Origin of the sequence: Methylocystis sp. IM3 (assembly GCF_038070105.1) — a bacterium.
In the GTDB taxonomy this organism is placed as follows: Bacteria; Pseudomonadota; Alphaproteobacteria; order Rhizobiales; family Beijerinckiaceae; genus Methylocystis.
Genome location: NZ_JBBPBZ010000002.1, coordinates 2096529 through 2122994 on the forward strand (window position 1 = coordinate 2096529; position 26466 = coordinate 2122994).

General features: G+C 66.9%; 24 protein-coding genes. 18 read left to right on the top strand and 6 right to left on the bottom strand.

Features of this window, described 5'->3' with window-relative positions:
* Positions 1-36: 36 nt before the first annotated feature.
* Positions 37-546 carry a DUF6163 family protein gene (locus WOC76_RS12160; protein WP_341106590.1) on the top strand — a complete coding sequence of 170 codons (510 nt, stop codon included), beginning with the start codon at positions 37-39 and terminating at the stop codon, positions 544-546.
* Between the two features lie 15 nt (positions 547-561).
* Here the strand turns inward: WOC76_RS12160 and WOC76_RS12165 are convergent, their stop codons facing one another.
* Positions 562-1569, bottom strand: coding sequence for a bifunctional nicotinamide-nucleotide adenylyltransferase/Nudix hydroxylase (locus tag WOC76_RS12165; RefSeq protein WP_341106589.1), 1008 nt, complete (start codon positions 1567-1569; stop codon positions 562-564).
* Positions 1570-1857: 288 nt separating this feature from the next.
* Here WOC76_RS12165 and ldtR point away from each other — a divergent pair, with 288 nt between their 5' ends.
* The 9 genes from ldtR to pssA all read left to right on the top strand — a co-directional run bounded on the left by ldtR (position 1858) and on the right by pssA (position 9785).
* Positions 1858-2364: a transcriptional regulator LdtR gene (gene ldtR / locus WOC76_RS12170; RefSeq protein ID WP_341108781.1), complete on the top strand. Its 507-nt coding sequence runs from the start codon at positions 1858-1860 to the stop codon at positions 2362-2364.
* A 156-nt stretch (positions 2365-2520) separates the two neighbouring features.
* Positions 2521-3624, top strand: coding sequence for a site-2 protease family protein (locus WOC76_RS12175; RefSeq protein ID WP_341106588.1), 1104 nt, complete (start codon positions 2521-2523; stop codon positions 3622-3624).
* Positions 3625-3711: 87 nt separating this feature from the next.
* Positions 3712-4326 (top strand): anthranilate synthase component II, encoded by a 615-nt coding sequence (locus tag WOC76_RS12180; RefSeq protein WP_341106586.1) that lies wholly within the window; start codon positions 3712-3714, stop codon positions 4324-4326.
* Between the two features lie 120 nt (positions 4327-4446).
* On the top strand, positions 4447-5460 hold the full coding sequence (gene trpD, locus WOC76_RS12185; RefSeq protein ID WP_341106584.1) for an anthranilate phosphoribosyltransferase: 1014 nt from the start codon (positions 4447-4449) through the stop codon (positions 5458-5460).
* Between the two features lie 107 nt (positions 5461-5567).
* Positions 5568-6359: an indole-3-glycerol phosphate synthase TrpC gene (trpC, locus tag WOC76_RS12190; protein WP_341388504.1), complete on the top strand. Its 792-nt coding sequence runs from the start codon at positions 5568-5570 to the stop codon at positions 6357-6359.
* An 18-nt stretch (positions 6360-6377) separates the two neighbouring features.
* Positions 6378-6860 (top strand): cyclic pyranopterin monophosphate synthase MoaC, encoded by a 483-nt coding sequence (gene moaC / locus WOC76_RS12195; protein WP_341106582.1) that lies wholly within the window; start codon positions 6378-6380, stop codon positions 6858-6860.
* A gap of 44 nt (positions 6861-6904) precedes the next feature.
* Positions 6905-8122, top strand: coding sequence for a molybdopterin molybdotransferase MoeA (locus WOC76_RS12200; protein WP_341106580.1), 1218 nt, complete (start codon positions 6905-6907; stop codon positions 8120-8122).
* Positions 8123-8245: 123 nt separating this feature from the next.
* A complete protein-coding gene (locus WOC76_RS12205; protein WP_341106579.1) occupies positions 8246-8944 on the top strand; it encodes a phosphatidylserine decarboxylase in 699 nt (232 codons plus the stop codon).
* Between the two features lie 13 nt (positions 8945-8957).
* The gene (pssA, locus tag WOC76_RS12210) at positions 8958-9785 is read left to right on the top strand and encodes a CDP-diacylglycerol--serine O-phosphatidyltransferase (RefSeq protein ID WP_341388505.1); all 828 of its coding nucleotides are present in this window, start codon (positions 8958-8960) and stop codon (positions 9783-9785) included.
* A 53-nt stretch (positions 9786-9838) separates the two neighbouring features.
* Here pssA and WOC76_RS12215 read toward each other — a convergent pair whose 3' ends face one another.
* Both WOC76_RS12215 and WOC76_RS12220 read right to left on the bottom strand, forming a co-directional pair.
* Entirely contained in the window at positions 9839-10549 is a 711-nt protein-coding gene (locus WOC76_RS12215; protein ID WP_341431555.1) for a L,D-transpeptidase family protein, read from the bottom strand.
* A 427-nt stretch (positions 10550-10976) separates the two neighbouring features.
* Entirely contained in the window at positions 10977-12158 is a 1182-nt protein-coding gene (locus WOC76_RS12220) for an alpha/beta hydrolase (RefSeq protein ID WP_341106577.1), read from the bottom strand.
* A gap of 242 nt (positions 12159-12400) precedes the next feature.
* Between WOC76_RS12220 and pqqB the strand changes: the two genes are divergently transcribed.
* From pqqB to pqqE, 3 genes are all read left to right on the top strand, one after another.
* A complete protein-coding gene (pqqB, locus tag WOC76_RS12225) occupies positions 12401-13330 on the top strand; it encodes a pyrroloquinoline quinone biosynthesis protein PqqB (protein WP_341106576.1) in 930 nt (309 codons plus the stop codon).
* Positions 13327-14082, top strand: coding sequence for a pyrroloquinoline-quinone synthase PqqC (gene pqqC / locus WOC76_RS12230; protein ID WP_341106574.1), 756 nt, complete (start codon positions 13327-13329; stop codon positions 14080-14082). The genes pqqB and pqqC overlap by 4 nt, the downstream gene beginning before the upstream one ends.
* A 65-nt stretch (positions 14083-14147) precedes the next feature.
* The gene (gene pqqE, locus WOC76_RS12235; protein ID WP_341106573.1) at positions 14148-15605 is read left to right on the top strand and encodes a pyrroloquinoline quinone biosynthesis protein PqqE; all 1458 of its coding nucleotides are present in this window, start codon (positions 14148-14150) and stop codon (positions 15603-15605) included.
* A 135-nt stretch (positions 15606-15740) separates the two neighbouring features.
* On the opposite strand, the gene WOC76_RS12240 is transcribed toward pqqE, so the two are convergent.
* Complete coding sequence (locus WOC76_RS12240) at positions 15741-21209, bottom strand: GH36-type glycosyl hydrolase domain-containing protein (RefSeq protein ID WP_341106571.1); 5469 nt, start codon at positions 21207-21209, stop codon at positions 15741-15743.
* A 239-nt stretch (positions 21210-21448) separates the two neighbouring features.
* On the opposite strand from WOC76_RS12240, the gene WOC76_RS12245 reads away from it, so the two are divergent.
* Positions 21449-22183, top strand: coding sequence for a hypothetical protein (locus WOC76_RS12245; protein WP_341108780.1), 735 nt, complete (start codon positions 21449-21451; stop codon positions 22181-22183).
* Here WOC76_RS12245 and WOC76_RS12250 read toward each other — a convergent pair.
* Positions 22168-23064 (bottom strand): metallophosphoesterase family protein, encoded by an 897-nt coding sequence (locus WOC76_RS12250; RefSeq protein ID WP_341106570.1) that lies wholly within the window; start codon positions 23062-23064, stop codon positions 22168-22170. The genes WOC76_RS12245 and WOC76_RS12250 overlap by 16 nt on opposite strands.
* A gap of 180 nt (positions 23065-23244) precedes the next feature.
* On the opposite strand from WOC76_RS12250, the gene WOC76_RS12255 reads away from it, so the two are divergent.
* Positions 23245-23646 carry an NUDIX domain-containing protein gene (locus WOC76_RS12255; protein WP_341108779.1) on the top strand — a complete coding sequence of 134 codons (402 nt, stop codon included), beginning with the start codon at positions 23245-23247 and terminating at the stop codon, positions 23644-23646.
* Positions 23647-23674: 28 nt separating this feature from the next.
* On the top strand, positions 23675-24169 hold the full coding sequence (locus WOC76_RS12260) for a hypothetical protein (protein ID WP_341106569.1): 495 nt from the start codon (positions 23675-23677) through the stop codon (positions 24167-24169).
* Here the strand turns inward: WOC76_RS12260 and WOC76_RS12265 are convergent.
* Complete coding sequence (locus tag WOC76_RS12265) at positions 24150-24707, bottom strand: GNAT family N-acetyltransferase (RefSeq protein WP_341106567.1); 558 nt, start codon at positions 24705-24707, stop codon at positions 24150-24152. The two genes, WOC76_RS12260 and WOC76_RS12265, sit on opposite strands and share 20 nt — an antisense overlap.
* 104 nt (positions 24708-24811) lie before the next feature.
* On the opposite strand from WOC76_RS12265, the gene WOC76_RS12270 reads away from it, so the two are divergent.
* Entirely contained in the window at positions 24812-25309 is a 498-nt protein-coding gene (locus WOC76_RS12270) for a GNAT family N-acetyltransferase (protein ID WP_341106566.1), read from the top strand.
* A 1-nt stretch (position 25310) separates the two neighbouring features.
* Positions 25311-26444 carry a cell division protein ZapE gene (gene zapE / locus WOC76_RS12275; RefSeq protein ID WP_341106564.1) on the top strand — a complete coding sequence of 378 codons (1134 nt, stop codon included), beginning with the start codon at positions 25311-25313 and terminating at the stop codon, positions 26442-26444.
* Positions 26445-26466: the final 22 nt, after the last annotated feature.

Sequence of the window (26466 nt, forward strand, 5' to 3'; positions counted from 1 at the left end):
CGCGGGGTTGCTGACGCGCCCCCCGAAGGACCGCTGATGGCCGATCACAGCATTTACGATGACGGCGACGATCCTTACCGGCCGATTCGCGTCGGCGATCCCGGACCTGCGGGCGATGCGGCCAAATGGGGCATGCTGCTGTCGCGCTTCATGCGGATCGTCGCGCTGTTCTGGCTCATGCAGGGCCTGATGCACTGGCGCATCGTGCTCATGGCCAAGCAGTCAATCTTCGACACAATGCCTCAGAACGCGGCTTTTGCGGTCATCTTCTTCGCCGTGCTCGATCTCGTCGCCGCTGTTGGCCTCTGGCTCGCGACGCCCTGGGGCGGCGTGCTCTGGCTGCTCATCGCCAGCGCGCAGATTTTCCTCACGCTCAGCATGCCGGGCTTTTTCGTCGGAGGTTATTGGCTGATCGGCGTCAATGCGCTTTTGATCCTCATGTATTTCGCCCTGACGTTCGAGGCCGGCCGCGATGCGGACGCGCCGCGCCTGCGCGAGCGCCGCCGTCGCCGGGAAGCGCGCGCGCGCCCTGCCCCGCGCAAGTAACTCCGGCGCGGTTATTCACGGCGCCGCGAGGAAACATTCCAGAATAAAGAAATGATCCTCAAACATCTGCGCCCGCATGGGGCCGATGTCGCGCAACGGAACCCAACGCGCGCGGGCCGCGTCGTCGCCGCCGTGGATCTTCGGCAATTCCCCTGAGGAAAAATCGAAGAAAAAGGCGTTGGTGATGGTGCGCCCGCGCAGAGATCTTTGCGGATCGTCGAACACGACGGAACCGCGCAGATGCGCAAGCAGCGTCGCATCCGGGAGCCCGATCGCCGTTTCCTCGCGAAGCTCACGAATGGCCGCGTCGCGCAGCGTTTCGTCCTGCTCCACAAAACCGCCCGGCAGCGCCCACAGCCCCCGCCCTGGATGATGCTTGCGTTCGACGAGCAGCACATGGCCCGAATGCGCGACGACGGCGTCGACCGTGACGAAGACCGGCGGAAATGGCGCGCACGACCATGCGGCGCGATCCGCCTCGGTGACGCGATATTCTTCGAGGAGACGCGCAAAGGCTTCGGTTTGTCGAAACCTCGCGATGAAGTCTGAAACGGGCGCCGGCGCATGTTCCTCGAAGAACCGCAGCGCGTCCCGAGCGTCGGAGAAAAGCGCATCCCGAAACTCTTTCGCCGCAGGCGCCTGCGGCGCATCGACGGCGATACGCGTCCATTGCGGAAAAACCTGCGCCACGTCGCGCGCACAGAACAATGCAATGGATTGCCCCTCGCCTGCGGCGCGCGCGACCTGCGTCTGCGCCTCCGCCGTCCAGCGGTGCGCATTGTAGAGATGATCACGGAGCGGCAGAATTGTTACGCGCGCGGCGTCGGCTCCGAGCGCGGCCGCGATCATCTCAGCGCGTTCCTCGAAGCTCCAGGGATGCTGCGGCGTGCGCGCCCTTTCGGAGGAGCCGATGAGCGCGAGCGCGCGCGGCGCATGGCTGAGCGCCTGCTCGAGAACGGCGCAGTGCCCGAGATGAACAGGTTCGAAGCGGGCGATGAGAACCGCGAGATCATATGTCGCCATCCTTCTTCCCTTCAAATTCCACAACTCTTAACAAAAGCCGCGGCGCCTCCCGGCGCGCCTGCGCCATTCGTTAGCAAAGCCTTCCCCGGCGCCTCTCATCAATCGGATTTGATCGAACGCCTTTCGCTTTCAATTCAACTTTCATTCACCCAAAGCCGGCAAGTCTGGGTAAACGCGGGATTCAGGCTGTTGTTTAAACTCAAGTTCATTCGTGAGGAGATAATTTGAACCTATCAAGCAAGAGATGCGCGACGCATCATAACGATGGAGAAGAGGATGAGCGCCGTGATGAAGACCCAGCCGGCCAGAAACGAAGCCGCAGCGGATCACGAGAGCGAGGTGCGCCCGGTCTATCTGGAGGCTCTGACCCTCGTCGAGCGTCTTCACCGCCGCCTCCTCGATGTCGTCAAGGACGAGTTTGACCGCCGCGACCGCACCGACGTCAACGCCGTGCAGGCGCTGCTGCTCTATAATATCGGCGACAGGGAGTTGACCGCCAGCGAACTGCGCACGCGCGGCTACTACCTGGGCTCGAACGTGTCCTATAACGTCAAGAAGCTGGTCGACATGGGCTATCTGCATCACGCCCGCTCGCGCCTCGACCGCCGCTCGGTGCGCATCAGCCTCACGCCGAAGGGCAAGGAAGTTCACGACATCGTCTCGCAGCTCTACGACAAGCACGTCGCCACGATCGAGCAGATCGGCGGCGTCTCCACCGAAGAGTTCCGCACCCTCAACCAGTCGCTCACCCGCCTCGAGCGCTTCTGGACCGACCAGATCCGTTATCGTCTCTGAAGTTACCTTTTACCTTTTCCTGTCGTAAACTTCGCCGGCGCGGCCTTTTGGCTTCGCCGGCGCCTTTGCTTTAATAAGGCTCCGCTTCAGCCGTGCTGGCGTAATGGCTCGCCACGCCCTATGTCTTGACGAATACTTTACGCTGCGGAGTTCCTGATGAGCTGGTCCTTTACGCTCGGCGCCTTCAAGGGAACGGCCGTACGAATTCACATCACTCTGCTGCTGTTCCTGGCATGGATCGGCATGGCCGCCTTTCAACGCGGCGGCGGCGAGGCGGCGGGCCAGAGCGTGCTGTTCATCTCCGCTGTTTTCCTCTGCGTGGTGTTGCACGAGTTCGGCCATATTCTGACCGCACGGCAGTTTGGAATCGTGTCCACCGAGGTGACGCTGCTGCCCATCGGCGGCGTCGCCAATATGGACTCCATGCCGCAGAAGCCCTGGCAGGAATTGCTGATCGCCATCGCCGGCCCCGCCGTCAATATCGTGATTGCGGGGGTGTTGCTCGCCGTTTCCGGCGTGTTCGATCTCGGCGAGGCGGCGCAGATCGCCAACCCTTCTGTCAGTATCTGGGAGCGGCTCGCCGCAACCAACATCTTCCTGGCCGTTTTCAACCTGATCCCCGCTTTCCCCATGGATGGCGGGCGGGTGCTGCGGGCGGCGCTCGCCATGTGGGTCGGCCAGGCCAAGGCGACCACCATCGCCGCCAATATCGGGCAGGCGTTCGCCTTCCTGCTTGGTTTCGCGGGTCTTTTCGGCAACCCGATGCTGCTCTTCATCGCGATCTTCGTCTATATCGCCGCGGCGGGCGAGGCGCAGATGACGACAATGGCGGAGGCTGCGCGCGACATTCCTGCTGTCGACGCCATGGAGACCCGCATCGCCGCCATCGGGCGGGGCGCCACCGTCAGCGAGGCCGTGGAAATCCTGCTCGCGACCTCCCAGGATGATTTTCCGCTCGTCGACGCCATCGGCCGGCCCGCCGGGCTGCTGTCCCGCGCCGAAATCGTCGAGGCCCTGCGCGCCTCCGATCCCGCCGCGCCGGTCGCCCCCTTCGCCAGCAAGGAACTCGCGACCGTCGGCGTTCATGAGAATGTCGAGGCCGCCCTGCCCTCGCTCAACGCCGGCGCGCCCGTCGGCGTGGTGGACGCCGAAGGCCGGCTCGCGGGCCTGCTGACGCGTCAGTCGCTGGGCGAGATCATGATGATCCGCGAGGCGCGGCCGGGCTGGCGCATTCCGCGCCGGCAGATGGCGTCGCGCTAGCCGTCCCGAAGCGCGGAAGGTTGCGCAACGCGGCCCCGCGGCCTATTGGATTTTCAAAGCAACGCCGCGAACGCGCCCGGAAGAAACATGTCCAATGTCACGCTGATCGACAATTACGACAGCTTCACCTTCAATCTGGTCCATTACTTCGGCCAGCTCGGGGCGAATGTCACGGTGCATCGGAACGATGCGGTTTCGGTCGCGGAGGTTCTCGCGGGCGGGCCGGACGCGATCGTTCTGTCTCCCGGTCCCTGCACGCCGCACGAGGCGGGCATCTGCATGGACCTCATCACCGCCGCCGCCGAGACCGTCCCGATCTTCGGCGTCTGCCTCGGCCACCAGTCGATCGGAGAGGTCTTCGGCGGCGAGGTCGTCCGCGCGCCCATGCCGATTCACGGCAAGATGGCCACCATCCTCCACCACGGCGACGCCGTTTTTCGCGGCATAGAAGGCCCGTTCCAGGCGACGCGCTACCACTCGCTCGTCGTCAAGCGGGAGACGCTGCCGGATTGCCTGCGCATTACCGCCGAGACGCCGGACGGGCTGATCATGGCGCTGTCGCACAACAGCCTGCCGACCCATGGCGTGCAGTTCCACCCCGAGAGCATCACCTCTCAGCACGGCCACAAGATCCTGCGCAACTTCCTCGATCTGGCGCAGGAGTGGAACGAGGCGCGGCGCGGCCGGGCGAAGGTGGCGTAAGGCCCCGCCCTCGTCCGTCCCCGCTTCGCGGGAGAGCGAACGCTCACGAACAGCAACGTCGCGGTGAAAATCCGCACCTTCTCCCGCTCCCGCGCGGCGGAGGGTTTGCGAGGGGGTAAGATGCAGGATTTCAGACCCTATATCGCCGCTCTTGCCGAAGGCGAGCCCCTCGCCCGCGAGGAAGCGCGGGCCGCCTTCGCGCTGATCCTCGAGGGCGCGGCGACGCCGGCGCAGCTCGGCGCTTTTCTGATGGGCCTGCGGATGCGCGGCGAGACGGTCGAGGAGATCATCGGCGCGGCGCAGGCCATGCGCGCCGTCATGAGCGCCGTCGAGGCGCCGCCCGGCGCGATCGACATCGTCGGCACGGGCGGCGACGGCGCCGGCACCTACAACATCTCGACCCTGGCCGCGATCATCGCCGCCGCAGCCGGGGCCGTCGTCGCCAAGCATGGCGGAAAGGCGTCGTCCTCGCGCTCCGGCGCCAGCGACGTTCTCGGCGAGCTCGGCGTCAAGGTGGGCATTGCACCCGCCGCCGCCACCGAGTGCCTGCACAGGGCGGGCCTCTGCTTCATGGCGGGGCCGACCCATCACCCCGCGCTGCGCCACGCGGGACCCGTGCGCGCGGAGCTCGGCGTGCGCACCATCTTCAACCTGTTGGGACCCTTGTGCAATCCGGCGCGGGTCGAGCGTCAGGCCCTTGGCGTCTATTCCCGCGACTGGCTGGAGCCGCTGGCCCGCGTCCTGCGGGAGCTGGGCTCGCGCCGGGTCTGGTTGCTCCACGGCTGCGACGGGCTCGACGAGGCCACCACGACCGGCGTGACTCACGTCGTGTCGCTCACGGATGGCGACATCCGCGCCTTCGACATCACGCCCGAGGACGCCGGCCTGCCCCGCGCCTCCGCGCAGGCGTTGGTCGGCGGCGATCCGGCCCACAACGCCCGGGCGCTGCGCGCCGTCCTCGCCGGCGAGAAGAACGCCTATCGCGACATCGCCGTCCTCAACGCCGCCATTGCGCTCGTCGTCGCCGAGCGCGCCGCCGATCTGCGTGAGGGCGCGGCCCTGGCCGCGACGGCGCTGGACTCGGGCGCGGCGGCGGCGACGCTCGAGGCGCTCGTCAAGCATTCGAACGCCTGAAGGGCTCTGGACGCGACTTTCTCCGGGATAGGATTGCAGGCCGCGATCGGCTATGCAGGTAATGAATCAGCGGCGGGCGCGAGCGCGCCTCCTTCAGGCCTGAACACATGACTGATATTCTCGACCGAATCGAAGCCTACAAGCGCACCGAGATTTCCGAGGCCAAGGTGCGCATGCCGCGCGCGACTCTCGAGCGCAAGGTGCGCGACCACGATCCGCCGCGCGGCTTTGTCCATGCGATCGAGGAGAAACTCAATCAGCGGCGCATCGCCCTGATCGCTGAAATCAAGAAGGCGAGCCCGTCGAAAGGCTTGATCCGCGAAGATTTCGACCCGCCGAAACTGGCGAAAGCCTATGAAAAGGCCGGCGCCGCCTGCCTCTCGGTCCTGACCGACGGCCCGTCCTTCAAGGGCAAGCTCGAAGATCTGGAGGCCGCGCGCAAGGCGACGCATCTCCCCGCGATTCGCAAGGATTTCCTCTTTGATCCCTATCAGGTCTTCGAGGCGCGCGCGTTCGGCGCCGACTGCATCCTCATCATCATGGCCGCCGTGAGCGACGAGGAGGCCAAGGCGCTAAACACCGCCGCCCATGATCTGCGGATGGACGTGCTGGTGGAAATCCACAACGAGCGCGAACTCGATCGCGCGCTCGCTCTCGAGACGCGGCTCATCGGCGTCAACAACCGCAATCTCCACGATTTCAAGGTGTCTCTCGAGGTGAGCGAGCGCCTCGCGGAAAAAATTCCCCGGGACAAGATCGTCGTCGCCGAAAGCGGCATTGCGACCCATGACGATTGCCTGCGGCTGGAGAAGTCCCACATCTTCACCTTCCTCGTCGGCGAAAGCCTGATGCGGCAGGACGATGTCGAGGCGGCGGCGCGCAAGCTGCTGAACGGCTGAGATCGGCGCGGCCGTCCCATGACCAAACTGACGCATCTCACCGCGACGGGCGACGCACATATGGTCGACGTCTCGGCCAAGGCCGACACGAAACGCGTCGCGCGGGCGCGCGGGCGCGTGGCGATGGCGCCCGAGACGCTTGCGCTCGCCCTTTCGGGACAGGCGAAGAAAGGCGACGTTTTCAGCGTCGCGCGCATCGCCGGCATCATGGCGGCCAAAAAGACGAGCGACCTCGTTCCGCTCTGCCATCCCCTGCCCCTCGCCAGCGTCTCCGTGGAGATCACGGCGGACGAAACGCTCCCCGGCCTGCAGGTGGAGGTCGAAGCGGCCGTCACCGGCAAGACCGGCGTGGAGATGGAGGCGCTCACTGCCGTCTCCGTGGCCTGCCTGACGATCTACGACATGCTGAAAGCCGCCGACCGCGCCATGCGCATCGAGGGCGTGGAGCTGGTCGAGAAACAGGGCGGCAAGAGCGGCCACTGGCGCAGAGACGACGACTGAGGCCCCTGGAGCCCCTCGCTGGTCCAGTTCAAACGGAAGACTCAATGGCGGACAACAAGCTTCTCTCGGTCGACGAGGCCCTCGCGCGCGTGCTTTCGGGCGCGGCGCGGTTGGGCGAGGAAGAGGTCGCGCTCGCCAGGGCGCGCGGGCGCAGGCTGTCGCGCGATCTCGTCGCGAAACGGACGCAGCCGCCGGTCGATGTCTCCGCCATGGACGGCTACGCCGTCCGCTCTTCCGATCTGGCGGCCGGGCCGGTGCGGGTCGTCGGCGAGAGCGCGGCCGGCCATGGCTATGACGCCGCGCTCGAGCCCGGCGAGGCCCTGCGCATCTTCACCGGCGCGCCGACGCCGGACGGCGCCGACGCCATTCTGTTGCAGGAGGACGCCGAAGTCGCGGACGGCCTCGTGACGGCGAAGGAAGCCGCGACGCCGGGTCAGCACATCCGCACGGCCGGGCTCGACTTTCGCGCGGGCGCGCCGGGGCTCTTCGCCGGCGCGAAGCTCGGCCCCGCCGAACTGGCGCTCGCCGCCGCGATGAACCATGCGGCCCTCCCCGTCGCGCGCCGCCCGCGCGTCGCGATCATCGCCTCGGGCGACGAACTCGTGCCGCCGGGCGCGGAGCCCGGCCCCGCGCAGATCATCGCCTGCAACAGTTTCGCCGTGGGCGCGATCGCCGAAGAGGCGGGCGCGGAAGTGATCGACCTCGGCATTTTCCGCGACGATCTCGACGAGCTCGAGCGGGGAATCGCGCTCGCCCGAGAGGCGCGGGCCGATGTGCTCGTGACGCTCGGCGGCGCGTCGGTCGGCGACCACGACCTGCTGCGCCCGGCGCTGGCGCGTCAGGGCATGACGCTCGATTTCTGGAAAATCGCCATGCGGCCCGGAAAGCCCCTGATCTCCGGCCGGCTCGGCGCGGCGCATATTCTGGGTCTCCCCGGAAATCCCGTGGCGTCCATCGTCTGCGCGCTCGTCTTCCTGGCGCCGCTGCTGCGCGCGCTTCAGGGCGATCCCGACGCCGCCGCCGACCGGACCGAGACGGCCGTCGCGGGCGCGGACCTTCCCGCCAACAAGGGCCGGCGCGACTACATGCGCGCGCGTCTGTCGCGCGACGCCGCCGGCCGTCTCGTGGCGACGCCGCAGCCCATGCAGGATTCCTCCCTCCTGACTGAGCTTGCGCAGTCGCAGGCGCTCCTCATCCGCGAGCCCGGCGAGCCGCCGGCGCCTGCCGGGTCGCCCTGCAGGATCATGCGCCTGCCGGGGTGATCTCGGCCCTCCCCTTTGCCGGGAGGGCCATCCGGCCGTGACTTTGGCGGCGCAAGATGGCAAAGAGGCCCGACGACGCGCTGTCCCAGAATCATTCAGAAGCGCCACGGAGCTTTCGCCGCAATGTCCGTCATCGATTCCGTCCGCAAGGTCCTCGTGCCCATCCACCCCGAGGGCTATGTCTTCATCGCGGGATTCGCCGTCGCGGCCTTCGTGCTCGACTGGGTGTCGCCGACGCTCGGCTGGATCGGCTTCATCGCCACCGCCTGGTGCGTCTATTTCTTCCGTGATCCGCCGCGCGTCACGCCGCTGAGGGAGGGGCTCGTCGTCTCTCCGGCGGATGGCGTCGTCTGCTCCATCGGCTTCTTCCTGCCGCCGCCCGAGCTCGGCATGGGCGCCGAGCCGCTCCAGCGCATCTCGGTCTTCATGAGCGTCTTCGACTGCCATGTGAACCGCATGCCCGTCACCGGCCGCGTCACGAAAATCGCCTACAAGCCCGGCCTTTTCGTCAACGCCGATCTCGACAAGGCCAGCGAGGACAATGAGCGCAACGGCCTCGTGATCGAGACGCCGCGCGGCCGCTTCGGCGTCGTGCAGATCGCGGGCCTCGTCGCGCGCCGCATCGTCTGTTTCGTGAAGGAAGGCGAGAGCCTCGGCGTCGGCGACCGCTTCGGCCTCATTCGCTTCGGTTCGCGCGTCGATGTCTACATGCCGTCATCCGCCCGCCCCATGGTGGCGGTTGGGACGCGCGCCATCGCCGGCGAGACCGTGCTTGCGGACATGACGGCGGAGACGGCGGCGCTCACTTTCAAGACCGGCTAAAGGCAAAAGAGCGATGAGCGACAATCTGCAGGGTTCCGAGCTGTCCGCTTCCGAAATGCGGCGACTGCGCTTCCGCAACATCCCGCTGCGCGTCATTCTGCCCAATCTCGTGACGCTGCTCGCGCTCTGCATGGGCCTGACCGCGATCCGCTATGCGATCGAGGAAGATTTCGTCAAAGCCGTCACCGCCATCATGGCGGCGGCCGTGCTCGACGGCCTCGACGGCCGCCTCGCGCGCGCCCTCAAGGGCACATCGCGCTTTGGCGCGGAGCTGGATTCGCTTGCGGACTTCGTGGATTTCGGCGTGGCGCCGGGCCTGCTGCTTTATTTGTGGAGCCTGCACGAGATCAAGGGACTGGGCTGGTTCGCCGTGCTCGCCTTCGCCATCGCCGGCGCGCTGCGTCTCGCCCGCTTCAATGTGATGATCGACGATCCCGGCAAGCCGGCATGGCAGGCGGAATTTTTCGTCGGCATGCCCGCCCCCGCCGGCGCCGTCACGGTGCTGCTGCCGCTCTATTTGCATTTCTCGGCGCTGGAGTTGCCCGCCTCCAAGGCGCTGACGCCCTTTTATATCGTTTATGTGCTCGCCATCGCCTTTCTCATGGCGAGCCGCATCCCGCATTTCTCCGGCAAGCGCATGGGTAGAATCCCGCGCGATCTCGTCATCCCCGTGCTCTTCGGCGTCGGCGTGACGGCGCTGCTTCTCGCTATCTATCCCATGGAAGTGCTCGCCGTGGTGAGCCTCGCCTTCCTGGCCGCGATCCCGGTGAGCGTTAAACGATACAACGCGCTGGCGAAGGCAGAGGCCGAGAAAACGCCGGGATTTGACGCGGAGGGGTAGAGAGAAGCCAAGCGGACCCCTCCCGCGCCTCCGGCGCCAGCGCGGCCCGTTGGCTATGCCGGCAGCATGATCACCTTCGTCTTGACCGGCGTTCGCGAGTAGAGGTCGATCATGTCCTGGCTGAGCAGGCCGGTGCAGCCGCTCGTGATGCCGCTCCCGATGGTCTCGGGATCGCTGGTGCTGTAGATCGTATAGACCGTGTAGACGCCGTTCTTGTAGAGATAGAGCGTGCGCGCGCCGAGCGGATTTTCGAGCCCTCCTGGCATGCCGCTGGCGTATTTGCGCGCCTCGGGCTGGCGCTGGATCATCTCCTTGGGGGGCGTCCAGGTCGGCCATTCGGCCTTGCGTCCGACATAAACCTCGCCGCTCCACAGGAACCCTGGCCGGCTGACATTCGCGCCATAGCGGGTGGCGTATCCATCGCCCTCGATGCGGTAGACGAAGTAATTGCCGGGATCGACGATGATCGTGCCGGGCGCCTCCTTGGTGTCGTAGCGCACCGTCCGGCGAAAAAATTTCGGATCGAGCTTGCCGATATCTACCGCCGGAATCGGGAATTTCTCGCTGGGCACGGCTGCGTAAAACTTCGCCGCCTCGGCGCGGCCCATGTCGTCAGACGTCACGCAACCGCCGAGTCCCAGCGCGCCGAGACTGGCGGCGGAGCCGGACAAAAACGACCGGCGATTGAGACACCCCGAACGGAGCCCTGGCAGAGCTCCCTCGCTTCTTTCGCCGGCATGGGCAATCCCATTGTCCATGATCAAATTTCTCATTTTGCTGTCGCGCGGCCAGACAAAAGTCTTGCGCAAATCCGCTGAACCTCTCTGCTAAGCTAAGATTGCCGTCACGCGGCTTAATTGGCAAGTTCGGACCTTGGCGGCCCGCGTGCCTGCCATGCGCAGAAGACGGGGACATCCAAGCGGCCGCAGCCTCGCTGCGCGCCGATTTCGACAATAAAAACAGACATTGCTGGCCAGGCCGGCGTCTGGCTCAGTTGCCGGCCACTCTGACGCCGAGAACCGACGGTATGCTTTCGGGAATGTAAACAAACGCCCGCTCGGACCGGCAATTCTGGCGATTCTGGCCGGCGACGCCCATGGAGAACGCGCGTCAGCGGCGCTCAGAATCGAATTTCGTCCACGAATACCCTCACGGCTTCGCGCCAGTCCGACGAATTGCCGCTCCCTCGCCTCACCGGCCCGCCACTGGCGGCAGGGGCGAACTCTCTACCTTCTGGCTTACGGCCGGCGGCGGCGTCTGCGGCGCGGTTGCGGCGCCCGCGTCGTCTCCGCGGAAATCCGGAATAGCCATCTGGTCGGCGTCCTGCGCGCGCGGCGCGGCGATATGGGCGCCGATCTTGCGCACCACGTCCGGCGCTTCGGCGAAGGCGCCGTGGCCGATGAAGTCCGTCGAAAAGGACGAAATGTCGTGCACGGCGACGCCGAGCCGGTCGAGTTCGGCCTTGTCCTCGGGCTTTTCGGGGTCCATGGCGCCCAGCCTCGGCCGCGCGCCGGCAATGCGCGACGAGAGCGAAAGCGCGCGGTCGTTGCTTGCGACGAAAATCGAGACATGCCCCGGATCGATCCGCCCGAGCTGCTGCCGGAAAACATTGAGGTCGATGTCCGGATTGGCGAGCATCACCTCGCCGAGGCGCCCATCGAGATCGGGGTGGCCCGAGATGGCCGCGTCGCGCAGCGTCTCCATCGTCAACCAGGCGCCCATGGAGTGGGCGAGAATATGCACGCGCCCGAGACCCGGCGTTTTCGCGAGCGAGAGCAACGCTTTTTGAAGCGCATCGCGGGAAACGGTCGCCGCCTCCTTGTCGGATTCGTAATTGAAGAGCCCGCCGCGCGAATTCCAGGTGAACAGCACGGGCACCCCGGAGAAGCCGCCGTCGGCGACAATCTGGGCGAGGCGGAAACGCGCCTCGTCGAGGCTCGTATTGAAGCCGTGTACATAGAGGAGAACATCGCGGGAACTGCCGACGCGGCCGGACACATGGGTGGCGAGCTGGCTGTAGAATTCCTCTTCGTCCATGCCGCGCTTGGAGAGGACCGAGAAGTGCCGGTTCTTGTCCGGCGCGCCGAAGCTCGGTTTCTCGATGGCGCCGGCGCTATGATTCTGCGGCACGCCGATGGCGGTAAGGGAGAAATGCGCGCGGCCGTCGTCGGCGGCCCCGTCCCCGCGCCGCGTCGAGGCGACGAAGAGCGGCACGCGGCTCGGTTCGCCCTGCGGCCCCGAGACCAAAGACACGGCGTTGTTCATGTGTCCGTCGATTGCGCGCATGCTCTCCGAGGCGCAGCCCGCAAGCAGCGTTGCGGCGAGCACGGCGGTCGACGCCAGCGAAGCCCTGATCAGCGAAACCTTGCGCAAATAACAGTTCCAGCGCGGCCGAGGAGTTTGGGGAGAAGGCGCTTCGGCCGGGACTCGTTCTTACGCGAGAAAGCGACGAAAGCGGGGCGCGCGGACCAGCCGACCAACAGGATTGTCGTCCGCCGAGGTTAACGACAAGCAAATTTGCCGCACTTGCGCCGCCGCGCCGAGGGTGCATAGTGCGCGCCAAGAACCGAACAAAAACGGGGAGAAGGCGCTCGTCGCGAGCGGCCGGAAACGCGATGCGGATCAGAATTTTGGGCTCGGGCGCCGGCGGCGGCTTCCCGCAGTGGAACTGCAATTGCGCCAATTGCCGCGCGGTGCGCGCCGGCGCGCCGGGCTTCAGCGCGCGCACCCAGTCGTCCCTCGCCGTGAGCGCGGACGGACGCAACTGGGTTTTGCTCAACGCCTCGCCCGATTTGCGCGAGCAGATCGCCGCCGCGCCCCAGCTCGCCCCCGCGGAGGGCGATCCGGTGCGCGCGAGCCCGATCAAGGCCGTCGCGCTGACCAATGGCGACGTGGACCATGTGGCGGGCCTGCTCAATCTGCGCGAGGCGCAGCCCTTCAACATCTATGCGGCCGGGCGCGTCCTGCAGGCGCTCGGCGCCAATCCGATCTTCACGATCCTGCAAACCCCGCTCGTGCCGCGCATCGAATTGCCGATGGACGAGACCATTCCTCTCAAGGGCGCGGGCGTCGATCTCGGTCTCGCCATCCGCGCTTTCCCCGTGCCGGGCAAGATCGCGCTCTATCTCGAAGACAGGAACGCGCCCAATTTCGGCACAAGCGCCGGCGACACGCTCGGACTCGAAATCATCGAGACGAAGACGGGCAAATCCTTCTTCTATGTCCCCGGCTGCGCGAAAGTGGATGCGCCTCTCGCGGCGCGTCTGAAAAATGCGGCCCTCGTCTTTTTCGACGGCACGCTCTTCCACGAGAACGAGATGATCGAGCAGGGCCTCATGGGCAAGACCGGCTCGCGCATGGGTCACATCAACATGAGCGGCGAGGACGGCTCCATGGCGGCTTTCGCGCCGCTCAACGTCGCGCGCAAGATCTACGTGCACATCAACAATTCAAATCCGGTCCTCGACGCTGCCTCGAGCCAGACTGCGGCCGTGCGCGCCGCGGGCTGGGAGATCGGCGCGGACGGCATGGAGGTGACGCTATGAATCAGATCGTGACCGACTGGCGCGACGCCGCGCCGCTGTCCAGGACCGATTTCGAAGCGGCGATCCGCAACGTCGGCGCCGAGCGCTATCACGACAAGCACGCCTTCCATAAGCTTCTGCATGGCGGCAAGCTGCAAAAGCATCAGGTCGCCGCCTGGGCGCTCAATCGCTATTGCTATCAGGAGGCCGTGCCGCGCAAGGACGCCGCCTTCATGAGTCGGGTGCACGACCGCGAACTGCGCCGCGAATGGATTCATCGCATCCACGATCACGATGGCCTCGGCGAGGAGGCGGGCGGGATCGAGCGCTGGCTCGTATTGACCGACGCGCTGGGCTTCCCCCGCGACTATGTCGCCTCGCGCCGCGGCGCCCTGCCCGCGACCAAATTCGCCGTGGAGGCCTATGTGCGCTTCGTCGTCGAGGAGCCGCTCGTCGTGGCGGTGGCGTCGTCGCTCACCGAGCTCTTCGCGCCGTCCATCCATCGCGAGCGCATCGTCGGCATGCTCGAGAGCTACGACTTCGTCGACGACCATGTGATGGCCTATTTCAAGCGCCGCCTCAGCCAGGCGCCGCGCGATTCGGAATTCGCGCTCAACTATGTCCTCGACAACGCCAAGACGCGCGAGGAGCAGGAGGCCTGCGTCGGCGCGGTGCGCTTCAAATGCGATGTCCTCTGGGCGCAGCTCGACGCCTTGCATCACGCCTATGTCACGCCGGGGCTCATCCCGCCCGGCGCCTGGCGACCGGAGTAGCCGCCTCCAGTGCGAGGCGCGAAGCGACGGCCGAAAGGATTGCGTTGCAGACCAAGCGGCAGGAAATGACCACACGCTTCATCATCGGCCCGGACTCCCGCCCCGGCTTCACGCGCTATTCCCGCCTGCACGAGGATCGCGCGCGGGGCCGAACCGTCATTCTCGCCCCTGAACGCGCCTATGAGCTCGACGCCATCGGCCTGATCGTGCTGTCCGCCATCGACGGCAAAACGCGCATCGCCGACCTTTGCGCGTGGCTCGCGGAGCAATACAAGGCGCCGCTGGAAATCATCACGCGCGACGTCATCAACCTTCTGCAGGGCCTTGCCGACAAGCGTCTGCTGCGGGACGGAGTCGATCCCTTCACGGCGCCGAAGCTCTCCGCCTTCGCCTCGTCGATCCAGCCCTTCGCGGGTGGACCGGCCGGGCTCCTCGCGGAGCTCACGCATCGCTGCCCGCTGCAATGTCCCTATTGCTCCAATCCGCTGGAGCTGGAGAAATCCAACGTCGAAATGACTGCCGACGAATGGGGCGAGACCTTCCGTCAGGCGGCGTCGATTGGCGCTTTGCAATTGCATCTTTCCGGCGGCGAGCCGACCGCGCGGCGCGATCTCGAGGAGATCCTCGCCGCCGCCGTCGAGGCCGGCCTCTACACCAATCTCGTCACCTCGGCCGTGCTGCTGACCCGCGAGCGGCTCGAGCGTCTCGCCGAGATCGGGCTCGATCACGTGCAGGTGTCAATTCAGGACATCGTCCCCGAGAGCGCCGACCGCATTTCGGCCTATGAGGGCGGCGTGCCCAAAAAGCGCGACGTGGCGCGCTGGACCCGCGAACTCGGCATGGGGCTCACGATCAACGCGCCCATGCACCGGCAGAACATCGCTCATCTGCCGCAGATCATCGATTTCGCGGTGGAGGTCGACGCCCAGCGCATCGAGATCGCCCATATTCAGTATTACGCCTGGGCGCAGATCAATCGCGCGGCGCTGATCCCGACGCGCGAGACCTTCATGGAGACGGTCGACGTCGTCGAGGCGGCGAAGAAGCGGCTGCTCGGCGTGCTGAATTTCGACTTCGTCATCCACGACCATTACGCGACGCGACCCAAGCAGTGCACGGGCGGCTGGGGCCGCTCGATCATGGCGGTGACGCCCTCGGGCAAAGCCCTGCCCTGCCACGCGGCGCAGACGCTGCCGAACCTGACCTTCGACGACGTGCGGACGCGGCCGCTCGGCGATATCTGGCGCAACGGCTCGGCCTTCAACGCCTATCGCGGCACGGACTGGATGAAGGAGCCCTGCCGCTCCTGCGACCGCAAGGAAATCGATTACGGCGGCTGCCGCTGTCAGGCCTTCGCGGTGACGGGCGACGCCGAGGCGACCGACCCCGCCTGCCATCTCTCCCCCGACCACGCCCGTTTCGCGGCCTACGCCGAGACGGAGTCGCAGGCGCCAGCGCCGGAATTCATCTACCGGCGTTACGGCGGCGCGCCGCAAAGCGCCGCGGAGAAAGAGCCGGCCTGACGGCTCGACGCCCGCGACAGGCGCGGGCAGGACGGCTGTGTTTGCGCCTTTCGGCGCGTCATGGCCGGGCTGGACCCGGCCACCCATCTCCATCGCCGCATGTGACTGTAAACACGCCGTTCGCGTCTGTTCCCCTCAGGTTCTCTTCCTGTTCTGGGCCGTGAAGCTCTTGCCACGGTAAGTCACGCATTCGAGCCGCAGGTCGCCCTTGGGATCGAAAGCGTCGGGACGCGGCTTGAGTTCGCCGTTCTCGAATTCGAGACCGAGCATGGCGTAGGCGGCCGAGAGCATGCGCGCGGCGGCGCCCGTGTACCAGTCCCAGCCGCCCCGGCCCTCATAGCCTTCGCCTTCGTAAACGTCGGCGGGCTGCTGGTGCGGCGGCAGGCCGTAGATGTCCGCCTCCGCGGGCGTTCTGAGCTTCGAGATCGGCGAAATGGCGATCCAGACCTCGAAGGCCTCCCGGAAGAGGTCTGCGGCGGCTCGATCGTCGCCTTCGGCCTGCGCCTGCGCGCCGAGTTTCGCCAGCGCGTCCACGAACCAGGACACGCCGTGCGAATATTGCCCGCCATTCTCGCGCACGCCCGGCGGATATTCGGCGCTGCGGCCGGGATAGGGGTCGGAATGCTCGTTGAAGGGGGGCGTGACCAGCAGAACACGGTTGGGGCGGCCGAGCAGGTCCAGGGCCTTTTCGATCGCCTCGCGGCCCCGCGCCGGGTCCACCGCATTGGAGAGCGTCGGCCAATGCGCGGTCATGGCGCTCATCGGCGCCAGCTCGCGGCCGTCGTCGGCAAAGTCGCGCACATAGCGATCTCCGCGCCAGCATTTGGCGAGCGCCGCGCGCAACTCGGCCGCCCGCTCGCGATAGCGGTCAGCGCGCGCCTTGTCGCCCTTCGCCTCGAAGATCGGCGCGATGTCAACGAGGATTCCGTGCAGGAAGAAGCCGAGCCACACGCTTTCGCCGCGCCCCTCGACGCCGACGAGATGCATGCCGTCGTCCCAGTCGCCGGAGCCGACGAGCGGCAGCCCATGCGCGCCGAAGCGGTCGAGCGAGAAATCGATGGCGCGGGCGCAATGACCGAGCAGCGTATCCTTGTCGCGCGATTTGAGCGGCACGGTCACGTCGCCCTCCTGATCCTTCGGAACCGGATTGGCTTCGAGGAAGGTTTCGACCGAGTCGAGAATGCCGGCGTCGCCCGTCCCCTTCACGTAGCGGATCGTCACATAGGGCAGCCAGAGGTGCGGATCGGAGGAATGGGTCCGGTCCGCGAGACCCGTCCCGCCACTCGCCGAGCGGTGCCACCATTTGGCGGCGTCACCCTCGAGATATTGATGCCGCGCATGGAGCAGGATCTGCGCGCGGGCGCGTTCCGGCGCCAGATGAATGAGCGGGATCACGTCCTGAAGCTGGTCGCGATAGCCCGTGGCGCCGGAGCGCTGCGCCGGGCCGGTGCGGCCCCAAAGGCGCGAGGCCAGCAATTGATACGGCAGCCAGTCGTTGACCAGACGATCGACGTCCGGCCGGTTGGTCCGGATGCGCAGCACCGAGAGCTGCTCGTTCCAGGCCTCGACGCTCGCCTCGAGCTGGCGCCGCGCATAAGCGGGGTCGCGCGCCATTTTGGCGAGGCGCTTCGCCTCCTCCATCGTGGTCGTCTGGCCGAGCGCGACGACCACCACCGCCTCCTCGCCCGCCGGCACGTCGATCGAGCCGCAGAAGGCCGCGACCTTCCGCTGATGCTCAGGCGCCCCGGCGTCGGGATGGCCGTGCTCGACCATATAAGGCAGATAGGGATTGCGGCTCTCGTGGCCGAGGAACCGGCGCCGCGAGGTCTCCGCGAACTCCGCATGGATCGAGGTCGTCACGAAGGCCCAGCCGTTGACGAAATTGTTGCGAGGATTGCGGAAGTAGATCGACTGCAAATCGTCGTCGATAACCGACTGTATGTCGCCCAGGCTCTCCGTCGGCGTCTCGGCGAGCACGACCTCCATCGCCGGCACGATCTGCAACAGACGCTCGTGCACGGTCTTGTTGCGAATTTTGAGCAGGCGGAACTCGATCGGCTCCGTCGGGCTGACGAAGACCGTCATCTCCAGTTCGAGGTGATCGCGCTCGGCCCGGAAGATCGCCGAGCCCGGCGCATAGGTCACGTCGTAGCGCGCGTCCCGACGGCGCAGCGGCACGAAGGTCGGGCTGTGGGCGTCGGTGCGGGCGAGATCATAGACGTAGATCATCTGCCCGGCCGGCGCCATGCGGCCTTCCCCCAGCCGGAAGGGCGTGAAGCTGTTCAGCCGCGAATTGACGGAGAAAGAGAAAATATCGCCGTCATTGGTGAGAACGCAGCCGTGGCCCAACTCATTGGCGATCACATGGGCGAAAGGCCGCGGCGTGCCCGGCGCGAGCGTCAGGCTGCGGCCGTCGGGCGAGAAGGCGTAGCGATGCTCCTTCGGCGTGGGCGGCATGACGAGCGCGCGGCGTCGTGACAGGGCGCGGTCGAGGAGTTCCGGCGCGACCGGCGGAATGCCGAGGTGGCGCGCGACCGAGTCGGTGGCGCGCCCCATGTCGCGCGCCCAGCCGTCGATGATGATGAGCTCCGCGCTGCCGTCCGGCGGCAATTCGACCTCGACGCGCAGGCTCGCGCAGGGTTGGAAGCCGTAGAGAAGCCCTTCGTCGTCCGGGCTGCGCGGCGGTTCGCCCAGGCCGTTGAGACTGTCCGGCGCATTGGTCGGCCCCATCCCGTAGAAGCGCGACTTCACGTCCTCATAGCCGACGATCGTCATTTTGGTGTCGGCGCCGGCGCCGATGGCGTGAAAGCCGACCTCGGGCGAGAGCCGCCGGTCGATGGGCCGGCGCGCGCCGCCCTTGAGCAGGCGGTTCTGGGCGAAGATGGCGTTGAGCGACTTCACATACCAGGTGCCGACGTGGATCGCATTGTAGGGCGGATCGCGCAGCTCGACGCTGGTTTCGTTGAGCACCCACTCGCGCAGCGAGGCGAGCGTGAGCTTGCGGGCGCGGGGCTCCAGATTGACGATCCGCAGATGCTTGATCTCGACCGCCTCGTCCGGCGCGAGGGAGATGCGCGACTCCACGGCGAAGCCGTTCTGCTCGGCCATGTAGAAGAGGCAGTTTTCGCCCGCATCGACCAGCTCGGCGCAGGAGACGCCGCAGCGGGTCGGCGCGTCGCCCACCGACCACAGCCCGCCGCCCTCCTCGGAGAGGAACAGGAAGCGCCCGCGCGGATGGGCGTGATCCAGCGGCTGGCGCGTGAGATCGATCGCCGGTCCGCCGCGCGCCACGCCCTCGATGCGGATGGCGCCCTGCCCGTCCTCAAACCATTCGCTGGTCATGAGGCCGTTGGTGAGCTTGAGCGGGCGCGAGCCCGGCACGCCGCCCGCGCCGGTGATGCCCTCGATCGGAATTTTCTGCGCCTGCGCCAGACGGCCGAGCAGGAAGAGCACGAGTCCGAGCGCGACGAGGCCCGCATAGGCGAGATAGCCGCCGACGAGATAGGTGTAGGACGGGGGCCGCGTGACGCTCAATTGCTCGGCGGCGCTCCACGCCTTGTCCCATTCGGCGTCGCGCGGAATGTAGAAGGGCAGAAGCAGCGGCGCCCAGGTGCCGAAGCGGCGGATGCCCTCGGGAATGGCGCGGCTCACCTGCTCCTTGCCGAGGAAGCGCGCGGCCGACTCGTCCGCCGCGTCGCCGCCGACGAAGGAAAGATTGACGAGCGTCGCGACGCGCAGGCCCATGTGATCGAACCAGATCAGGACCCGCAGCGCGTCATAGGCGAGCAGCGCCGTGAAAATATCGAGGCTCCAGGCGCGGAAGTCGTTGTCCGGCAGGATGTAGCTCATCCAGGTCGCGACGCCGGTGCGGATCAGGCCATCCTGGTTGTACCAGGTCGGGTCCGGGGTCGCCTTGAGGAAGGAGTAGATGACCGGCGCCATCCACAGGCCCCAGCGCAGCACGCGCACCGCATTCTCGATGAGCATGTCCAACCCTTGCCAGCTCGCGAGCTGGCGCAGCGGCTGGAGGCTGCGCTTGATCAGCGCGGTGAGGAAGAAGAGGTTGATCGAGAACAGCGGCGCGGCGAAGACCCACTGGATCACGCCGGAGAAGGACTCGTCGTAGAGAAGGCGCACGCCGCCGTCGACGGCGCCGAGGTCGGTCGCGCCCCACTTCGAGAACAGCGGGCGCACAATGTAGTTGCTGATCGGCCTGCCGTCGGCGGCATAGTCGAGCGAAATATAGGCGAAGAATTTCCGAACCACGGTGCCGAGCTGGTCCGCATCGAAATACCAGGCGATGGCGCCGGCGACGAGCGCGCCGAGAACCGCTCCGAGCGTATAGACGCGCCAGCTCCTGAAATGCTGTCGGCGCACGCGCATCAGCGCATGGAAATCGAAGGCGAGGTCGACGCCCGCGTAAGCGAGCGCGCCCGCGATTGCGCCGAAGACGAAGCGATGCGTCCCGGTCGCCGCCGGAAGGTCGATCATCAGCGCGATGGCGACCGCGACGCCCGCGACCGCGCCGCGCGCATAATTCGCGGGGCGCACATAGGCTTCCTCGACGCGTCCGCGGAAAGGCGGCGTCGAGTCCGTGCTCTCGACGATGCTGCGCGCCAGCGGATAGGCGAGCGCCCCGATGATGGCCGCGCTGAGCGGCGACGAGATCGTAATGAACGACACGGCCCAGGGCGTGGAGACCACGAGGCCGACCGCCAGCACCAACGCCATGAAGACGAAGCCATAGACGGCCCCCTTCTCGGCGCCCGACTTCCAGTCGTGATAGACCACGACGGAGAGCGAGGGAGTCGCCCTGAAGAGGCCGGCAATGGCCTGCGTCACGAGATAGGTCTGACCCCACAGGCCCGCCTGCGCAACCGCCGCGAGCAAGGCGGCGACGACAGCCGCGACAGGCCCCGGCAGATAGGGCGTGACGAAGACCGGGACGGCGGAGGCGACGAAGGGCGTGAGCGTCGCGGCGAAGGCCGAGAAGAAGAGCATGCCGTGCGGCCGCCATTGCCGCGGCAGAAAACGCCCGAGCGCCAGCGGCACGCCGATGACGATGGCCTCGTTGAGCAGGAACAGGACCAGCGTGCGCCCGACGATCTGGGCGACGAACACCGGAACCTCGAAGCCCAGGAACAGGGCGGCGCCGATCTGCGTGATCGGCGGAGAGCCAAGCGCGACGAGCAGGCTGAACAGGAAGGGCATGAGGAAAAGCGCGATGCGCAAGGGCAGCCGCGAGCGCGCCGTGAGCACGAGCACGCCGAAAACATAAAGAAGCGTCGCCGTTCCCGCCCCGACGGGGGAGAAGCGGAAAAGCTGGTCCATGGTCTCGGGCGCACGCCAGAGAATCCATGACCGGTCGCAGAGCGCCGCAAAGGCCCCGACCGCGAGAAAATCGACCGCGAAATTGACGGACTGCCGGCCGCCCTCGCTCGACGGGCGCAGCAGATAGAGCGCGGCGCCGGCGAAAAAGCCCGCAACGAGGATATGTTCAGGACCGCCGGACGCCTCCAGCGCCGCGACCGCCGCAAAGACGAAGCCAAAGAGGATGCGCTCGAAAAGCGCGCCGCCGGTGTCCGATTCGGCTTTGGCAGCCATGGCTGATGTCCTCCGGGCGTCCGTTCCACAGGCGCCAATTTTTAGTTCATTTGCCGGAATCGCCGGCAGCCTAGCTGATTCCCTAGCCTTGGCGCGTGGGAAAAGTCGACCCCCGACGAACGCCGGCCCGCCTTCGTGCCGCCTTCTTCCCCGCCGAGCTTCGCATCCGGGGCCTGTACCGGTATAGTATCGAAAGCGTTAAGTCCGCGCGCCGTTCGAGGGCGAAGCGAGTGAGCGACATGGAAGATCCTTTGCCCGCCCAGACCGATGGCCCCCGCCCCTCCCTGCTCAGGAAGCCCACGACCGAGCGGCTTTCCGTCGCCGCCGCGGCGGAGGACGTCTCCGGCCGGATCGATTCGGGCCGGATCGATTCGGGCAAGGGGGCGACGGAGCATCGGCCGGAGCACCGCACGGCCACGCTCGCCGTGGCGCTGCGCCGCGCGCGGGTCGAGAACGCCGAACATTCCGCCGCCCTCGCCGATCTGCGCGCGGCCGAGATCGTCAGGCTGGAGCTGCTCGCCGACGCACTCGCGCCTGTGCTCGCGCAGGTGCCCGAGGATGTCGATATTTTCGACGTGGCCATCGCCCATGGCGAGAGGCCCCGCCTCTTCCTGGATCAGATCGGCTTCGTCGAGATGGACCGGGACCGGCGCACCTATCGTTTCCTGCAGGACACGCGGCACGGGAGAATCACCCTGTGCGAGAGCGCCGACATGGACGAGATCGTCGACGCCGCGACCAATTATGTCGCGCATCGGCTGATCGAGCGGGAGAAGGCGCTCGCGATCGACTACGCCAGCGGCGGCGCCGCCAGGATCGTGCGCGAGGCGGGCGTTGAGAAAAAACCCGCCCCTTCCTGGGAAAGGGCCTATGCGGCTTTTTTGTTCTTCATTGAATTTGTGGGGTCGGCCGCCTTCTTCGGGCTGCTGGCGGTCATCGCCATGTGGGCCTACCGAACTTACCTGCCGGCCTGAAGCAGCTCCTCGGCGCCTGCCTCGACAACCTCCCCCGCCTCGTCGAGAACGCGGCGGCGTAGCGTGATGCGGAGGCTCTCGCCCGCCCGCTCTATGGCGTAAAGATTATATTCGGCGGCGGGATAATGCCCACCGGGACGCGCCGAGGCGGAGGCCACGCCGACGACCGGCGTCTCGCCCTGCGGCCTCTTGATATAGGCGACGCTTGGCTTGTGATTGTGGCCATGCACGACGAGCTCCGCGCCATGTCGGGCGACGACCTCCTCGAAGGCGGCGGCGTCGTCGAGCCCGCGCAGCGCCCGCGCGCCGCCGACATGCGGCGGGTGGTGCAGGAAGATGACCCGCGCCAGCCCCTCGGCGCCGGCCTGATCGAGAATCCTGCCGAGCGCCACGAGCTGCGCGTCGCCGAGCTGGCCGGAGGCGACGAACGGCGCCGTGGGCACGCCCGAATCGAGGCCGATCAGCGCCACTCCGGCGCGCCTGCGCAGGAAGGGAAAGCCCGCCGCCTCCGTCTCGCTCGTCGTCCAGGGCTCGAAGATCTCGTGCACGAGTTTCGTGGCGTCGGCGACATAGGCGTCGTGATTGCCGGGGGTGAAGCTCACCGCCTCGGGGCCGCCAAGCGTGGCGAGCCAGTCCCTGGCGAGCGCGATCTCGGCCGGCAGGCCGATGTTGACGATGTCGCCTGTCATCAGCACATGGTCGGGCCGCTGCGCCTGCATGTCCGAGACGAGCCGCGCCAGCACGCCCATGTCATGTTGCCCTGCCCGCTTGTAGAGCCAGTTCACATAGCCGGTAACGCGCTTGCCGAGCAGTTCGGCGAGATTGGGCCTCGGAATGGGGCCGATGTGGGCGTCGGAGAGATGGGCGAGGAGGAAGCTCAAGGATCGTCCTTCGTTGCGTGCAGATAGTCCTAGAGCCTTCGCGCGCCATTTGCCATAGTCGCGGGCATGAGAGAGGAGCCCTCTGTGACGACGACGCTGCACAAACCGCGCGCGGCGCATTCCGTCCGGGGCAGGATCGTCTCCCGAATCATCACATTCGGCGCCCTCTTCAACCGCGCCATGACGCTCGGCGTGCGCGGCCTCGTGCTCGACTCGGAGGACCGCGTGCTGCTGGTGCGCCACACCTATGTGCCGGGCTTCTATCTGCCGGGCGGCGGGGTCGAGCGCGGCGAGACCATGATGCAGGCGCTCGCCCGCGAGCTTCAGGAGGAAGGCGGCGTCCATCTCCTGAGTGCCCCGGCGCTTCAGGGCGTCTATCTCAACCGCCGCGCCTCGCCGCGCGACCATGTGGCGCTGTATGTCGTGCGGCATTTCCGATACGACGGCCAGCGCGAGCCGGACCACGAAATCGCCGAGGCCGGCTTTTTCCCGCTCGACGACCTGCCCCATGACGCGACGCCCGCGACCCGCGCGAGAATCGCCGAGGTTCTGGATGGGGAGCCGGTCTCGCCTTATTGGTGACGGGGCCAACGTCTTTCGAGGTTCACTTATGAGGCTTTTTCTCGCCGCGCTCGGTCTCGCCTTCGCGCTGGCCGGCGGCCCGGCATGGGCGCAAAGCGACGCCCAGCACGAGCTCGACGCCATTTTCCAGCTTTTCGACGAGGACCATGACGGCTTCATCACGACGGCCGAGGCCAATCGCGTGATCGAGAGAACCTTCGCCGAAATGGACGGCAGGAAGACCGGCGAGATCAAGCCCGAGGACTGGATGCGATTCAGCTTCGGCCTCGCCGATCTCGCTGCCGCGCAAGGCCGCTCGGACGCCTATGACCGCGCCAAATACGAGATCTTCAAACGCTGGGATCGCCGCGGCGCGGGCGCCTTGACCCTCGACGACTACCGCGCCGGCGTGCTGGGCGACGCGCGCAAGGGGCTCGCGGCAGGCCGGTCGGGCGAGGGCCGGACGGGCGAGGCGATGAGGCTGGACCTCGCGGCGTTCAAGCGTGCGCCCTTCGTGAGGCGGATCATGAAAAGCCTGCACTGATGGCGAGCGGCCGCAAATCCCGCCAGCCATAGGCCATGTCGGCCAGGGTCATCCCGTAAATTTCCCACACGCCCTCGACGCCCGCCGGCGCTGCGCCATGGGCCTCGTAGAAGCGCCTCGCGTGGGCCGCGTCGCGGAAGACCCAGAGCCCGGCGTTGTCGCAGCCCTGCGCGAGAAGATGCCCGGCCATGGCGCCGATGAGCCGGCGCCCCAAGCCGCGCCGCTGGATGCGCCGGAGCAGATAGAGCGAAGTGATCTCGCCGGAAAAGCCCAGCTCCAGCAGCTTCTCGGAACGCTGCCGCCGGCAATAGCCGAAGCCCGCCGCCGCGCCCGTTTCATCGAGCGCGAGAAAGGTCGCCGAGGCCGGATCGTCTTCGCCGAGGTAGCCGCGCCAGCGTTCCGCCCATTCCGAAAGGTCGAGCGCCGCCAGAGTGTCGGCGGGCATCATGGCCGGATAGGTCTCCCGCCAGCTCGCGATATGGACGTCCGCAATCCGCCGCGCGTCCTCGACCCCTGCCCGTCTTATGCCGATCGTCATGGGCGAAAGCTCGGCGCGCGGCAGGGCGAAGTCAATGGCTCGCCCTTCGCCGACGCCGATGTTTTGCCCTCGGCGCGGCGCGTGTTATGGGCTCGCTCAGGCTCATGATCGACCTGGTTATCAAATTCTTCCCCATGACGGCCACGGACGAGGCGCAAATCGAGAAACTCGATGAGCGCGCCTTCGGTCCGGGCCGCTACGCCCGCACGGCCTATCGGCTGCGCGAGGGCGTCGCGCCCGATCTGTCGCTCTCCTTCGTCGCCCGCGTCGGCACGCTGCTCGTCGGCGCCAATCGCATGACCGGCATTCTCGTCGGCTCGACCCCGGCGATGCTGCTCGGGCCGCTCACCGTCGAGCCCGCCTTCCGGTCGCAGGGCGTGGGCGAGAGGCTCGTCAACCATTCGCTCGACGCCGCCCGCGCGGCGGGCCATGGGCTAGTGCTGCTCGTGGGCGATCTCGATTATTATTCGCGCCTCGGCTTCGCCCGCGTTCCGCGAGGCAAGATCTCCATGCCGGGCCCGGTCGATCCCGACCGCATCCTTTACTGCGAATTGCAGCCCGGCGCCTTCGCCGCCGCGAGCGGCCAGATGCGACGCGCCTGACATGAAGCGTCCTCTCGTCGAGCGTTACGACGCCCTGGTGCTCGAACGCGGCCTCTATCCCGACGCCTCGCAGCGCGCGGCGGTGAAGAAGCTTCAGGCGCTCGTCGACGCGCTGGCCAAGGGCCGTCCCCCGAGCGCGCCCCTGCCCCGTGTGTTGCGCGCCTTTTTCTGGCAGGAGGAACGGCCGCGCGGTCTTTATCTCTGGGGTCCCGTCGGCCGCGGCAAGACGATGCTGATGAATCTCTTCTTCGACATGGCCCCCGTCGAAAAGAAACGCCGCGCGCATTTCCACGGCTTCATGGCCGATGTGCACGAAAGATTGCACCGGATGCGCAAGCACGCGGCTTCCGGCCTCGCCGATCCGGTGACGCGCGTCGCAAAGGAGATCGCCGAGGACACGCGCCTCCTCTGCTTCGATGAATTCGCGGTGACGGACATCGCCGACGCCAGCATTCTGGCCCGCCTGTTCACGACGCTCTTCGCAGAGGGCGTCGTCGTCGTCGCGACCTCAAATGTCGAACCGGCCCGGCTCTATGACGGCGGGCGCAATCGCGATCTCTTCTTGCCCTTCATCGCGCTCTTGCAGGAGCGCATGGATGTGCTGCGCCTCGCCGCGCCCATCGATTATCGCGGGCGGCAGGATTGCGCGGGCGAGGTCTATTTCACGCCCGTCGACGACCGCGCTTATGCCTATCTGGACGCGCTGTTTCTCTCGCTCACAGGCATGAAACATGGCGCGCCCGCGACGATCGAACTGAACCGGCGCACGATTTTCGTCCCGCAGGCGGTGGGCCGAGTCGCCCGCATGGGCTTTTCCGACCTCTGCGGCCGGCCGCTCTCTGCGCGCGATTATCTCACGCTGGCGCATCGTTTCGACGCCTTCGTGGTCGACGACGTGCCTGTCCTCGTCCCCGAGCAGCGCAACGAGGCGCGCCGCCTCATCATGCTCGTCGATGTGCTGTACGAAGCGCACGCGCTGCTCGCCATGTCGGCGGCGGCGGAGCCCGAAGGGCTCTACAAGGCGCCCGACGGCGCCGAGGCGCGGGAATTCCAGCGCGCCGCCTCGCGCCTCACGGAAATGCGCTCGCGCTATTATCTCGAACGCTGCGCCGCAGGAAAAGCCCTGGCGACGTGACTCGCGCCGCGCCTCCTGGCGA